Origin of the sequence: Yoonia sp. 208BN28-4, from assembly GCF_037543925.1 — a bacterium.
GTDB lineage: Bacteria > Pseudomonadota > Alphaproteobacteria > Rhodobacterales > Rhodobacteraceae > Yoonia.
Genome location: NZ_JBBIFY010000003.1, coordinates 250607 through 264538, shown reverse-complemented (window position 1 = coordinate 264538; position 13932 = coordinate 250607). Strand labels below are relative to the sequence as shown.

The following is a 13932-nucleotide window of genomic DNA, read 5'->3' as shown; positions in this document are numbered from 1 at the left end:
ACGTCAGCGGCATAATCTGCCCAGCGTCTCCTGATGAATCGGCACGCCCGCAAGCTGGCACAAATGCCACCCCAAGACCTGATTGCTGGACAGCACAGGTTTGGCGATCTTGGCTTCAATCGCGGCGATCACGTCAAAGGTGCGCAGGTTCGTGCAGGACAGGAACACAGCATCGCAGTCGGGACGGCTTCCCATTGCGCAGGCCGCATCGCTGATGGCGTCCGGGGCAATGCGCGCCACGTGCGCCTCAAGCGGTTCATCAAAACTGTCAAAGGCCATCACTTTGATCCCCGCCGCATCCAGTACGTCGCGCAACCGGTCCGAAACGCTGGCCACATAGGGGCTGATCAATCCGATGCGTGTAAGGCCAAGATGGCGGCAGGCAGCAATCAACGCCGTCACCGGATCGGTCACAGCGGCCGTATCCGTGCCTTTTGAAATCAGCGCACCTACCCGGTCTGCCCCGATCTCGGCCACAGCAGAGGTGCAACCGTAGCCCACCGCGCTGAGGCGCTTACCCTCTGGAAACAAGGCTGCAGCGGAGGTCAGACGCCCTTCCATGTCGCGCAGCGCTGCACTGCTGACAGCCGGAGCAGATGCGATCCGCGAGACAAGATAAGGGGTGTCATCGGGCAGCATCTGGCGCATGTCCCGTTCCAGTGTCTCGTCGGCCTGCAACACAATCAGCCCGATTGCGGGCGCAGATGCATCAATCAACGTGTAGGGCAATGCCATCAGTCGCTTGCTTCTTCGCTCAGGATCACCAAAACGCGCGAGGTTTCATCCAAGTCCAAATTGGCACTGCCTGCCTGAGCGGCCAGCAAACCCGCAAGACCCGCAGCCCCAGATGGCGTAGAGGTCAGCCCTGCCGCCTGTGCTGCAATCGCGCCGCCCGCGCCTTCGGCCTCGGAGATGAGCATGAAATCGGTTGCGTCCCGCGCCAGGCTTTTCAGCGCGATCAATGACGGTTCCTTGCAATCCAGGCGCCCCATGTCAGAGCTTGGGCCGGTTGTCACTTGCGCTGATCCCGCGATGATCGAAGCGTGCAAGGCCGGGGCCACGTCAGGCTCGACCACGATGATACGCGGCGCATCGCCCCACGCTTTTCGCGCATAGGCCGCACTGGCAGCCGCTAGCCCGCCGACACCGGCTTGCAAAAAGATATGGGTCGGGGCTTGGTCAATTTGATTCACGGTTTCAGCCATCAGCGCCAGATATCCCTCCATCAATAGATGGGGTCGATCAAAATAGCCGGGCCACGAGCTATCGGACAGCAAGGTCCAGCCGTTGTCATCTGCGGCCTGCATGGCACCGGCCATACTGTCTTCGTAGATCGCGCCATGCCGTTCCACCTGCGCGCCGATGGCGCGCAGCCTGTCGGCAAAGGTCTCAGGCACTGTATCCGCGAGGAAAACGACCGCATTGGCACCGAAAGCCTGCGCACCGGCAGCCACAGAAAGCCCGTGATTTCCGGCACTTGCAGTCACGTATGTTCGACCCTGCGCGACACCCTTTTCGGCATCAGATGCAATCACATAGGCCGCACCCAGCGCCTTGAAGCTGCCCAGCCCCATCCGGCCACGTTCGTCCTTGATATTAACCTGCGCAACTCCCGCCGCCGCGGCAAGTGCGGGGGATGCGACAAGCGGCGTTTGAGCGGCAACCGGACAGCGCGCAAGCAGCGTTTGCGGGCGGGCCGCATCGGTGCTGGTGTCAGGCACGTCATGCAATGCTGCCAAGACAGCAGCACGGGTTTCAGCGGTGTTGGTAAAAATATCCATGGGCCGATGTTAGCGGCATGGCCGTTATTTCCAAGCCATCGCCGCAAACATTCTCGCCAGAAACGGATATGCCCACAAAAAAGCCTGCCCCGCGACATCGGGGCAGGCTCAAAACTAACTTAAATCGGTGGCTTTATTCGCTGTGCAGAACCACGACACCTTCGGTGCCATCGACCGTACCGTTGGCAGTACCCGCAAACTCTTCGGCGGACAGGCCGTAAAGATTTCCGTAAAGCGCCATGGTGTCAGAGCTGTTGTTGATGGTGATCTCGCCCGCCAAGGCGCTGCCATCACGTACCGCATCAATTGTGCCGTCAAAGCTGGACAGATCAATCTCGCCATCGACATCGGAGTTGCCGAGGTTGATGTTCATCGAAAACGTGCCCTGCTCGACGTCAGTGCTGCCAACGGCGGCAAAGTTGGCTTCTCCGTCATATGTCACGGTGCCGCTGTCGGCCAGATTTTCAACCGGCGTGGTCAGGCCACGCACGTAAGCCCACTGGCGGTCAGGCGTGCCATCGGCATCAAGATTGTCACCGGTTGCGAAAATCGTGACTGTCGACGCATCGCCGATTTCGATGGAGTCTTGCAGAATTTCCAGACCACCTGTCTCGGAGATTTGGGCGCGATTTGGCAGCAGGACGGTTGATCCGGCGATGTTCAGCGTGGTTGTGCCACCGGCAGAAACGCTGGACACGTCTGTATCGAGAGTGCCGTCAGAGGCAAGCACGTAGCCGCCAACTGACGTGGTTACATCATCGGTCGGATCAATCGTGCCTTGAGTGTCAAGTTCGGCGGCGCGCAGGTTGCCGCCATTGGCCGCTGTGGCTGCTGCTGCGGAGTCATTGAACGAAAAATCAGGCGTAAAACCAGAATTATCAGAGCCGCTTCCGCTGCTGCAGGCGGCAAGGGCAGATACGGCTGCAATAAGGCTGATTTGGGTGTAAATTGACATGTCGCGCTCCGAAGAATGATGTAGGTTCTAGATCAAACGAAATGAGGGACGATTGGTTCCCAATGATAAAAAGGTTACGACATGACAAATCAAATTCCCGGCCTGCAGACACTGGTCGCGCTGTACGAAGAGGCGCTAGGGACATCCGCAGATCCGGACTTTGATACCGCTTCCTATCTGTCGCCGTTTGTAGAAGCAGGGCAGATCGTCATGGGCACCAAGCGTCAGGGCGGTGAGGAAAGCCATTTCGGCTTTGCGATCTGGGCCAAGGTTGCGCGCGAAACCCACGACGCACTTGCAGACGGAACACTGGACCCGCGCAAAGGCGGCAAGGACGCACTTGAGGACGGGCCGATGGCGTGGATTGTCGATCTGGTGTGCCCGCCTGCCCTTGCTGACACATTCCTGAAATCAACAACGGCCGCCCTGTTTCCAGAGCAGCCGGTGATGGCAAGATTGCTTGATCAGAACGGGGCCGCCCGCTGCATCGTGGCGCAGCAGCCGACCCCTTACGTATGATCAGAAGATAAAGACGTCGCTCGTCAGTTCCTCGCTGGATACACCTTCGAAGACGAGCGCGTCACCACTGTCACCGATGTTCACATAGGCAGAACCGGTGAACGGATCATCCATGATAGTGCCAATGAACTCATCAGGTGTGAGCGCAAGATCGTAGGCTGACAGGTCGATCTGGTCCTTTGTGGCGTCCAGACCGTAGATGAAGTCTTCACCACCGCCCTGTGTCAGCTCCAACGTCACCTTGTCGGTGCCATCGGCACTGCTTTGGAAGACGAAGAAGTCTGTGCCAGCGGAACCCTGGATCACGGTATTGCCCGCACCGGTTTCGACCAGATCCATGCCAGACGATGTCTGGATGGTCTTGTCGTTGTCGCCACCGATAATTGTGGACAGACCGCTTTCGCTGCGTGCCGCGTCATCCGAGATAATCAGCGTTTCTGCAACACCATTGGTATCTGCAAAGTAGCTGCCAAAGGATGTCACTGTGTCGTTGCCTGTGTTGCCAGACGCCTCCACAACGATGTCCGATGTCTCGGTCTCAAGCGAGCCGTTGACCATGTAGCTGTCGCCACCCTGACCACCATCAAGCGTATCTTGCTCAAAGGCGCCCTTCTCGCGGCCATCCAGCATATCCATGCCAGCACCGCCATTCAGGACATCCTGACCTGCCGCACCGGTCAACTGATCGTTGCCGCCGTTGCCGTTCAGCGTGTCATTGCCGTCACCACCATTAGCGCGGTTGTTACCTTCCGAGCCGTTGTAAGTGTCGTCCATGGCCGTCGCACCACCTGTCGGGCTGGACCAGCCCTGATCACCATCAAGGTTGCCGCCGTTGGTGGTTGTGCCACCGGAGCCGCCGTTGGAGTTGTTGAACGTTGGCGCGCTGCCACCGTTGCCACCTTCAACACCCTGTGCCGTTACATCGATGATCACGCGTGTCTCTGCGCTCTCGGCGATGCCATCGCTGGCCTTATAGGTGAACTCGTCCTGACCGACAAAGCCAGCATTCGGCGTGTAGTCAAAGCTGCCGTCTGCATTCAGCGTCACGTCGCCGTTCATCGCGTTCATCACCAGCGCCGCGTCAAGCACTTCGCCATCAGCATCGGTATCGTTGAACAGGACACCTTCGCCAGCGACCACTTTCATGGTGGAACCGGTGTAGGCTGTGTAGCGATCAAAAAACGGCTCTGGCTCATCGTTGGCAACAGGCGCATCGTTCACGGCTGCAAAGTCGATCTCAACCAGACCATTGTCGGTCAGACCTTCATCAGACAGCACGTAGACAAAGCTGGCTGTGCCGTTGAAGTCCTGATCGGGACGGAAGAAGATGTTTGCATCCTCAAGCGATACACTGCCGCCGACTGCGCCAAACACACCGGCAATCTGGATCGGGTTCGGACCATTGTCCTGATCGCGGTCGTTCGACAGAACGTCAGCGCTCTTGATGGTCAGTACCTGATCTTCAACACCGTCGTACTTGTCGTCAACAGCGATTGGGGCAAGGTTCTTTGTTGCACCCGGTTCTGTGACTGGGATCGAGATATCCACACGTGTCGAGGACGCGCTGTTCGCTGTGCCATCGTTGGCAAAGTAAGTGAAGAAGTCTTCACCTTCATAGCCAGCGTCCGGCGTGTACTCAAAGCTGCCGTCTTCGTTAAGGCGCAGCGTACCGTTGCTGACGTCCTGATCCAGCACTGCGGTCAGGGTGTCACCATCGATGTCGCTATCGTTGCGCAGGATCGACCGGTCGGCTTGAGTTGTCAGCGTGGTATCGGCTGCAACCTTGAAGCTGTCAGGGTTCACCATTGGCAGATCGTTGATGTTCTCAACGGTCACCCGCACGATGCCTTCGTCACGCAACATGGTTTCACCCACGCTGACTGTGTAAAGCAGCTCAAACGTGCCGTAGTAGTCGGTTGGCAGTTGATATTCGATCACCCGATCCTGCAGACCGGCAACGCCGGGACCCGTGTCACCGCGCACGGCGCTGACTGTCAGGCTTGAACGATCACCCGAATATTCGTCGTTGCCGACAAGGTCAGCAACATCGATCAGGATTGTGCCACCTTCCTGGAACGTCAGCTCGTCATCGTTGGCAACCGGAACAGGTTGGCCGCTGCCTGTGATTGGCGTGCCGCTACCTGTGCCTGTGGACGACCCGTCCACCAGCAAAGTGGCTTCAACAGGCTGGCTGGATGATGTGCCATCGGACACATTGTATGTGAACTTGTCTTCACCCACAAAGCCAGTGTTTGCCACATAGCTGAAGCTACCGTCGCCGTTCAGCGTCAGCGTGCCGTTTTGCGTTGTGGTCGCGATTTCAGCCGTCAGCATGTCGCCGTTGGCGTCAAAATCGTTGGCCAGAACACCGTTGGCTGCGTTGACCTGCAACTCGCCGCCGGTCTCATAGCTTTCGGTCACAACTGTCGGGCTTGCATTGGTTGGTGCAAGGCTCTGATCACCGGATGCACCGGCTTCACGACCTTCTTCTGCACCCGACCGGATGTAGTTCAGCGTTGCTGCCTTCAGATCGTTTTTGGCCGATGGCGGCAAATCGGGGTTTTCCTTGATGTAGTTTTCAGCAGAGAAACCCCTTGTTTCATCGCCACGCTCAAGGCCCTTGGTTGCGTAAACAGACGCGCCCAGATCGTTGATTTGCGCCTCGGACATCTTGGCAAAGTTGTAGCTGCCAAACTTGTCGATGTTGGTGGCAATGTAGGTCAGACCGTCAAACTGGCGGATATCCATCGCGTTCAGGGTCGTCGCGTTTGTCTCGAAACGCTCCACATTGGTGAAGATGTCACGCTCTGCGCCACCTTTGGACACGGCATATGTCAGACCAGAGCTGTCCTTGAAGATGTCATCAACATCACCAACAAACGCTGTGTCTGTGCCGCCCTGACCGTCAACAAAGTCGTCGCCCTGACCACCGTTGAGGAAGTCATCACCACGACCGCCCGACAGGTTGTCGTTGCCTTCGTTACCCTGAATGAAGTCGTTGCCGTCGCCGCCATCAAGACGGTCGCCAGACTTGCCACCCGATAGATCGTCGTTGCCGCTGTTGCCGACAATGTTGTCGATCCCGTCGGTGCCAGACAGATCGTCGTCATTCAGCGTGCCTTCGATGGCTTCACCGAACATGCCCACGAATGTGGATGTTTTAACAGCAGTGGTGGCGGCGACGTCCGCATATGCGCCTGCTGCTGCAACAGCCGCACCGGCTGCTGCGACACCGTATCCGGCTTCTGCTTCTGCTTCGGCCTCGACCTCTGTTTCGGATTCAAAGCGGCTGTCTGGTCCCTCTCCTTCCGCATCAGAGTCTGTCGCGCCATTGGCAAGCGCGGATGCTTCTGCAAGGTCGAAGAGGAATGCGGCTTCGGCGCTGCTCAGTTCGCGTGTATCCACGCGGACCTCGACGATGGCTTCATACAAACCCTCGGCTTCCAGTTCGGCTTCGTTGTCCAGACCACCAAAGATGGACAGACCGGCAACCGCTACGGCCACGGCAACGCCGCCACCGGCCGGATCCCAAGCGCGGGCGTAGGCGTAAACTTCGCCTTCTTCGCCGTCATCTGGCATCTCAATGATGATTTCGATGTTGGCACCCGATGCCGCGGCAGCGGCAGCCGCGTTGGTTGTGGCGCCTGTCTTGGTGTCGCTGTCGATACCTGGCAGACCGGCAGAGCCTGCGGCCGCCGCAGCAGCACCGGCACCGATACCAACTTCGGCCTCGGCTTCGGCTTCTGTTTCGATCTCAAGGATCAGGTCGGCAGGATTGACGGCGGGTGTTACCAGATCGCCAAACTGGCCCAAAGGCTCTGGTCCGGGCAGGTCTACGTCAGAGAACGTGTTCACATCGTTGTCGTAGACGCTGGTGGCTACGGATGTCGCTGTTGCGGCCTCAGACGTGATGCCCACGGCGCTGTTGCCGCCCTGAACCGCCGATGCACCTGCACCAGCCGCTGCGGCGTTAAAGCCGATTTCAACTTCAACTTCGGCCTCTGCCTCGGCTTCACGCTCGACCTCAATCGCCTCAACGCTGGCGACGACAGTTGCGCCTTCCTCGGCGAGAACTTCACGCTCGCGTGTCGCCTCATCAGTGATATCTGGGCGTTCTTCAACGGCTTGCACGCCACTGTTAAACGTATTTTCGCGGGTGGTCAGAACACCGGACATCGCAATTGTGCTCAGCGCGGCGGCGTCACCCAGACCGTCACCATCGGCAACGCCAGAGGTGGTTGGCAGTGCGCCGGACAGGTCAACCTCGGCTTCCGCCTCTGCTTCGGCCTCGGTCTCTGCGGGTGGCGCGATCAGGTTGCCGTCTTCGTCCATACGCTCGAACACGCGGTTCTCAACCTGCTCAAAGTCGGACGAAGACCGCTCTGTGGCTGTTTCAACAACATCATTGCGACCAATCTGATCGCCGTTGTTGTTGCTTGTTGATGTGGCGGCAACCGCGGATGTGGACGCGATGGATGTTGCGTTCACGCCGGTTGCGCCTGCACCACCGGTGGCAATCGCGGCCACGGCGGCCGAGTTATTGCCAACTTCGGCTTCAACTTCCACTTCGGACTCGGCCTCGGCTTCAGCTTCCGACTGGCCATAGCCGTCCGGCGAGTCTGTGTTGCGTGGCTGCTCGGTCACGCTTTCGTTGCGCGCATCTTCCGCAAGGTTGCCATTAGGTGTTGGGTTCAACGCGTTAAAGACGGTGCCGTTGATCGGCAGGGTCGACACGGTTGGTGATGTTTGCGAACCGGAGTTCAGGATGTTGAACAGGGTGCTTTCCTGCTCGGTCACAGCCGATGTGGATGTGGATGTGCGCACCGATGTCTCGGTGTCTGCGGCGCCGAATTCACCGGAAATTGCAACACCGGAACCGCCTGCAACACCTGCAGCGGCAACGCCTGTGCCTGTCTCGGCTTCGGCTTCGGCCTCGGACTCAACTTCGACCTCTGTTTCGCTGTCTGCCTGACGCAGACCCGACGCACCATCGTCGGTCAGGTCGTTGATCGGCTGGCTGTTGGACGAAATTTCTGTATTCGACGCGTCGTCTTCCGAATTGTCGCTGTCTGGCGTGTCGTTGTAAGAAATCTGCCCGCTAACGTTGCTCAGGCTGGAAGACGTGCTGGATGCCACATCAATCGCGCTGCTTGTCTCGGAGGCGGATGCGCGTGGCTGACCATCGTCATCCGTGTAGATCACCGTGCCGACCGCGGCTGTTGCTGCGGCTGCGCCAGCACCGGCTGCAGCTGCGCCTGCACCGACTTCAACTTCAACTTCGGCTTCAATTTCGACCTCTGCCTCAGCTTCAGAGCTCAGGATCGAAACTTGAGCAACCGGCGGCGTGGCCGAACCGGTGGTGTCGCCATTGTTGTCGCCGCCAACAGCGCGCGTGCCCTCGCCCGCCTCGCCGGTGCGATCCAGATCGGATGCCTGTGTGCGGTCTGTTGCGCCCGCCAGACCCAGATCAAGCGATCCGGTCACGGCAGTTTGGGTCAATGCGTTTGCGCCGTAAGCCGCAGCACTGGCTGCCGCAGCAATCGCAGCGCCAACTGCATCTTCGGATACTTCTGCTTCAACTTCTGTTTCAGCTTCACCTTCTGCCTCGGCTTCGACGTTCAGCTCGGATTTCACTTCCGGCAGGTCGATTGCGCCACCGCCTGTGCCTGCCCCGCCATCAGCGGCACCGGAGCCTACGACAGTTGCAGTGACCGTCGACGTGTTCAGCGTCTGGCCTGTGCTTCCGATCTCGCGTGCTTCGATCAAAAGATCACCATTGGTGAAGCCGGTCGAGGCGTCGTTGCTGGTCAGAACGAATGGCGCAGCGGTGTCGGTCTGCGCGGGCGTGCCGTTGACCACAAATTCCACGCGATTGGTGTTAGCGTTGGTGGGTTCATAGGCGATTGCAAAATTGCCAAGGTCGTCGCGCGACAGGATTGAACCATTGCCGAAGTCATTGATGATTTGGCCCGTCTGGGTGTCAATAATTTGAAAAGTCATGATTTTCCTCTGTCGGTCTGGCAGGTGATCTGATTGGTATTCACGACCCAAACACGCCTCCGTCAGATTGGTTCACATAATTTTTGCCACTCGACGCGGCAAAGCTTGGTCAGCGGCAGATCCCCGACAGCACCTAAATATGGAACCGACTGTATCAATACGCCACAAATGTAGGGGTTTGATCGGCTTGCGGAGCCGTCCGATTTTTGGCCAAAGTCAGGCGAAAAAAACAATCGAAGTGCGGCCGAGGCATGTACGGAGCAGGATCAAATCATTTCGAAATCGTGTCAGATTCCGGCTGCCCGCGAGCAAATCCAAGCCGCGTCAAAACAGCATAAAGCGCGATACTCGGGATGAGTTTGATGGCGGAGGCTCAGGGATTCGAACCCTGGGAGGACTTTCACCCTCGTCGGTTTTCAAGACCGGTGCATTCGACCACTCTGCCAAGCCTCCGTCGCGGTTCTGTTAAGGCGTCCGGTTTGATTCGGAAAGTCCTTTCGCCAAAAGGGGAAATCCGCCGAAACTGGCCGCAAATCCCTTTCAAAATGATCGCCTTATGGTTAGTTTGCTGACAAATCTGATGGCATTCCAAGCTCAGACCGCTTGGCGACCATCAAACTGCGGGATCACAATTCTCGCAAGACACGGACGGAAACAGCAGCTGCCGGACCAACCGGAGCGCGATCTGAGGGGCGAAGTATGGCGGGCAACCCATTGACAACAAACATGGCTTTGCGCGTGAGCGCATTGGCAATCGCAGCATTCACACTAAGCGCGTGCGACGAGAACGGCGGTTTCAGCTTTGGCGGTGGTGAAGATGCACCAGTGGCCGCGGACGGCACATCGGCAGGTCCTCTTGTTGAGCGCGATGTTGAAGCGCCCGAAATTTTCAGTGTCACTGAACCCGGTCTATGGGACGGTCGCCCATCGCTGGGCGGTGTTTGGGTGGCGCACCCTGATGTCACCGATCCCGAGCGGGTCATCATTCGCAATACCGCCAATGACCGCACGGTAATCGGCGCACTGTTCCGGCGCGAACGCGACAACCCCGGCCCTGCCCTTCAGGTGTCATCAGACGCAGCTGAAGAATTGGGTGTTTTGGCGGGTTCGCCTTCGACGCTAAGTGTGATCGCCCTGCGCCGCGAGGAAGCGCCAGAAGTCGCGCCACCCGCTGTCACCGATTTTGAAACGCCGCCAGCGGTGGAAACCGCAAGTCTTGATCCAATCGCCGGGGCTGCTGCGGCCATTGATGCAGCGGAGACCGCCAGCGTTGATCCGGTAGAAACCGCCGTGCTGGCCCCTGTCGCCGCCCCCGCGCCTGCGCCAGCACCTGTTGCCACCCCGACGCCAGTGGCCAGCAGTCTCGAAAAACCATTCGTGCAAATCGGTATTTTTAGTGTCGAGGCCAACGCAAACCGCACCGCAGAACGCCTGCGCGGTGATGGGCTTTCGACCCGCGTGTTGGCACAGAACAGTCAGGGGCGTCCGTTCTGGCGCGTCATCGTCGGACCAGCGCCAACGGCGGGGGACCGCGCAGCGATCCTTGATAAAGTGAAAGCGCTTGGCTTTTCGGATGCATATTTCGTAACCAACTGACCGATAAGCTTGCGGTGCCACGCCGCCGCGGGCATCCTGATGACACCAACCGGTTCGCCGGACGCCGCATTGCTGTGTCCGCGCCCTTTGAACGGAGCTGCACCCTCGTGATTTCTGCCTCATTGCGCACCGCCCTTTCCGCCGCCATCCTTGCCGTGACGACCGTCACAGCACAGGCGCAAGCCTTTGATACGCGCGCCACTGCCGCCTTTGTCATGGACCAGACCACCGGAACGGTCCTGTTGGAAAAGAATGCGGATGAACCGCTGCCGCCTGCGTCAATGTCGAAATTGATGACGCTCTATATGGCGTTTGAGGCGATCAGCCCGCTGAACGGACAGCCCGCAATTCTGACAGCCGATGACGTGCTGCCGGTGTCGCAGCACTGCATGAATTACACCGGCTCGACGATGTTTCTGGATACGACCGATCGCGTCCGCGTCGAGGATCTGTTGCGCGGTGTGATCGTCCTTTCAGGCAATGACGCATCATGTGTTCTGGCAGAGGCCTTGTCGCGTAACGGCACAGAGGCCGGTTTTGCGCAACAAATGACAACGCGGGCGCAGCAGATGGGGATGATGAATTCCACCTTCGCAAATTCCAACGGCTGGCCTGCTGTTGGTCACCGTATGTCGATGCGCGATCTGGGCATCCTGGCCGACCGGATGATCACCGACTATCCGACATTCTACCCGCTTTTTGCTGAAGCCGAGTTTGACTATGACGGTGAACACCCCGCCAACACCCGCAACCGCAATCCGCTTCTGGGTCTGGGGATCGGGGCGGACGGTTTGAAGACCGGCCATACCCAAGAGGCTGGCTATGGCCTTGTCGGATCAGCCAAGCAGGGTGACCGCCGTGTCATTTTCGTGATTACGGGCCTGCAATCAACACAAGCCCGCGCAGAAGAAGCAGAGCGGATCGTGAACTGGGCCTTCCGCCAGTTTGCCGAACGCGAGGTGGTGCGCGCAGGCTCCCGTTTGGCCGAGGCCGACGTCTGGATGGGCGAACAGACAACCGTTGGCCTGACCGTGGCCGAGGATGTATCGCTACTGGTGCCGGTGCTGGACCAGAACGGGATCAATGCGGAGGTCATTTACAACGGACCGCTTGAGGCTCCTATCGAAGCCGGACAGGAAGTAGGCGAATTGGTGATCAAACTGGAAGGCCTGCCCGAAGCGCGGATGCCCTTGATCACGGATGCGGCTGTGGCCCAAGGCGGGTTTGAAACGCGATTGCGGATGGCAGCGCAGGTGCTGTGGCAGCGCTTTGGCCCCGCCCCCGCGGTTGAAACCGATGGCGAGGCAGACGCAGCCGAAGACGCGGCCTAAAGCGTGGGCAAAGGGCTCTTTATCACGTTTGAAGGCATTGACGGGTCTGGGAAATCCACCCAGTCGCGCGCGCTTGCAAAAGTGCTGGCGGACCAAGGCCACGACATTGTCTTGACCCGCGAACCCGGCGGCAGCCCCGGTGCCGAGGAGATCCGGCAGCTTGTGCTTACAGGTGATCCTGATCGCTGGTCGGCAGAAACCGAGATTTTGCTTTTCACCGCGTCGCGGCGGGATCATCTGGAAAAGACGATTGAACCTGCGTTGGCCGCTGGAAAGACGGTGATCTGCGACCGTTTCGCCGACAGCACGCGCGTTTACCAAGGTGCCACGCGTGGCGATTTGCGGCACACCGTCGATCAGCTACACACGCTGATGATCGGGCGCGAACCCGACCTGACATTCATCATCGACATGGACCCCGCCACGGCGTTGAACCGTGGTCTTGCCCGCAAGTCAGGCGAGGACCGGTTCGAGGATTTTGGTCTTGGATTTCAGGAAACCCTGCGGCACGGATTTCTTGCGTTGGCCCGTGCGCATCCGGAACGTTGTGTGCTGATCGACGGCAACCGCGATGCGGATGCCATTGCGACGGAAATCGCCCTGCAAGCTGCGGCCCGCCTATGAGCGATGACGCACGCCCCGAACCGGACCGTATCGAAGGCGCACCGCATCCGCGCGAGACCCAAACACTCTTTGGTCAAGCGCGCGCCGAAAGTGATTTTCTGGATGCGTTTAATGCGGGCCGGCTTCACTCAGGCTGGCTGATCACTGGCCCACGCGGCGTCGGCAAAGCGACACTGGCGTGGAAGATCGCGGCCTTTCTGGTGTCCCAGCCTGTCGGCGGCGGATTGTTTGGCGATCCGCCCCCCGCTTCCATGCTTGCGATCCCCGAAGACAGCCCCGATGCGCGCCTGATTGCTTCGGGCGCCCATCCGCGCCTGTTTGTGGTGCGGCGGCCCTACGACGAAAAAACCAAAAAGCTGAAAACCGAGATCACCGTCGACGCGGTGCGCGGCCTCAAGACATTCTTCCAGATGTCATCGGCAGACGGCGGTAGGCGTGTCGTGATCGTCGATGCTGCCGATGAGATGAACAGAAGTGCTGCCAACGCGATCCTCAAAGAGCTTGAAGAACCGCCAGCCAATACGACAATCCTACTGATCGCCCACCAACCGTCACGGCTCTTGCCCACGATCCGCTCACGATGCCGCGAATTGCGGTGCGGTGTTCTGGGGCCGGACGATCTGCGCGACGCATTGGCGCATGCAGGTCATACCGGCGATGCAACCGAGGCTCTCTCGGTTCTGGCCGCCGGTTCTGCTGGCGATGCGATCAGGCTTCTGAACCATGACGGGCTGCCGCTTTATGCTGAGTTGGTAAAGCTGATGGATGGGTTGCCGCATATCAACCGCAACGCGGCACTGGCGCTGGCAAATGCAAGCGTGGGTGCGAAAAACGCGACACGCTATGGCATTCTGCTTGATTTGTTCGATCTGTTTTTGTCGCGCACCGCCCACGCTGGTCTGATGGGCGCGCCGGCCACACAGGCCGCATCCGGCGAGGCGCGACTGCTTGCACGGCTTGCTCCCGATGATCGCGCGGCGCGTGCTTGGGCCCAGCTTCAGCAGGATCTCAGCACGCGGGTCCGGCACGGGCGGGCCGTGAACCTTGACCCCGCCGCGCTGATCCTTGATATGATCTTCAAGATCGAAGAGGTGGCGCAGGGTGTCGCCGTAACCTGATGACAAGG

At 59.1% G+C, this 13932-nt stretch carries 9 protein-coding genes and 1 tRNA gene; 5 read left to right on the top strand and 5 right to left on the bottom strand.

The window, feature by feature from the left end:
• Positions 1-3: 3 nt before the first annotated feature.
• The 3 genes from V8J84_RS11495 to V8J84_RS11485 form a co-directional block, all read right to left on the bottom strand.
• Positions 4-735 carry a maleate cis-trans isomerase family protein gene (locus V8J84_RS11495; protein ID WP_339931230.1) on the bottom strand — a complete coding sequence of 244 codons (732 nt, stop codon included), beginning with the start codon at positions 733-735 and terminating at the stop codon, positions 4-6.
• Entirely contained in the window at positions 735-1781 is a 1047-nt protein-coding gene (locus tag V8J84_RS11490) for a pyridoxal-phosphate dependent enzyme (RefSeq protein ID WP_339931228.1), read from the bottom strand. Before V8J84_RS11490 ends, V8J84_RS11495 begins: the two co-directional genes overlap by 1 nt.
• A gap of 133 nt (positions 1782-1914) precedes the next feature.
• Positions 1915-2736 (bottom strand): hypothetical protein, encoded by an 822-nt coding sequence (locus V8J84_RS11485; protein ID WP_339931226.1) that lies wholly within the window; start codon positions 2734-2736, stop codon positions 1915-1917.
• 81 nt (positions 2737-2817) lie between these two features.
• Here V8J84_RS11485 and V8J84_RS11480 point away from each other — a divergent pair, with 81 nt between their 5' ends.
• On the top strand, positions 2818-3255 hold the full coding sequence (locus V8J84_RS11480; RefSeq protein WP_339931224.1) for a toxin-activating lysine-acyltransferase: 438 nt from the start codon (positions 2818-2820) through the stop codon (positions 3253-3255).
• Here the strand turns inward: V8J84_RS11480 and V8J84_RS11475 are convergent, their stop codons facing one another.
• Positions 3256-9255, bottom strand: a complete 6000-nt coding sequence (locus tag V8J84_RS11475) for a tandem-95 repeat protein (protein WP_339931222.1) — start codon at positions 9253-9255, stop codon at positions 3256-3258. It lies immediately after the preceding gene.
• 363 nt (positions 9256-9618) lie between these two features.
• Positions 9619-9708 (bottom strand) — tRNA-Ser (locus tag V8J84_RS11470).
• 273 nt (positions 9709-9981) lie between these two features.
• Here V8J84_RS11470 and V8J84_RS11465 point away from each other — a divergent pair.
• The 4 genes from V8J84_RS11465 (at position 9982) to V8J84_RS11450 (ending at position 13924) form a co-directional block, all read left to right on the top strand.
• Positions 9982-10851: an SPOR domain-containing protein gene (locus tag V8J84_RS11465; RefSeq protein WP_339931220.1), complete on the top strand. Its 870-nt coding sequence runs from the start codon at positions 9982-9984 to the stop codon at positions 10849-10851.
• A gap of 122 nt (positions 10852-10973) precedes the next feature.
• A complete protein-coding gene (locus V8J84_RS11460; protein ID WP_339931218.1) occupies positions 10974-12182 on the top strand; it encodes a D-alanyl-D-alanine carboxypeptidase family protein in 1209 nt (402 codons plus the stop codon).
• A gap of 3 nt (positions 12183-12185) precedes the next feature.
• Positions 12186-12806 (top strand): dTMP kinase, encoded by a 621-nt coding sequence (tmk, locus tag V8J84_RS11455; protein WP_339931216.1) that lies wholly within the window; start codon positions 12186-12188, stop codon positions 12804-12806.
• Positions 12803-13924, top strand: coding sequence for a DNA polymerase III subunit delta' (locus tag V8J84_RS11450; protein WP_339931214.1), 1122 nt, complete (start codon positions 12803-12805; stop codon positions 13922-13924). Before tmk ends, V8J84_RS11450 begins: the two co-directional genes overlap by 4 nt.
• Positions 13925-13932: the final 8 nt, after the last annotated feature.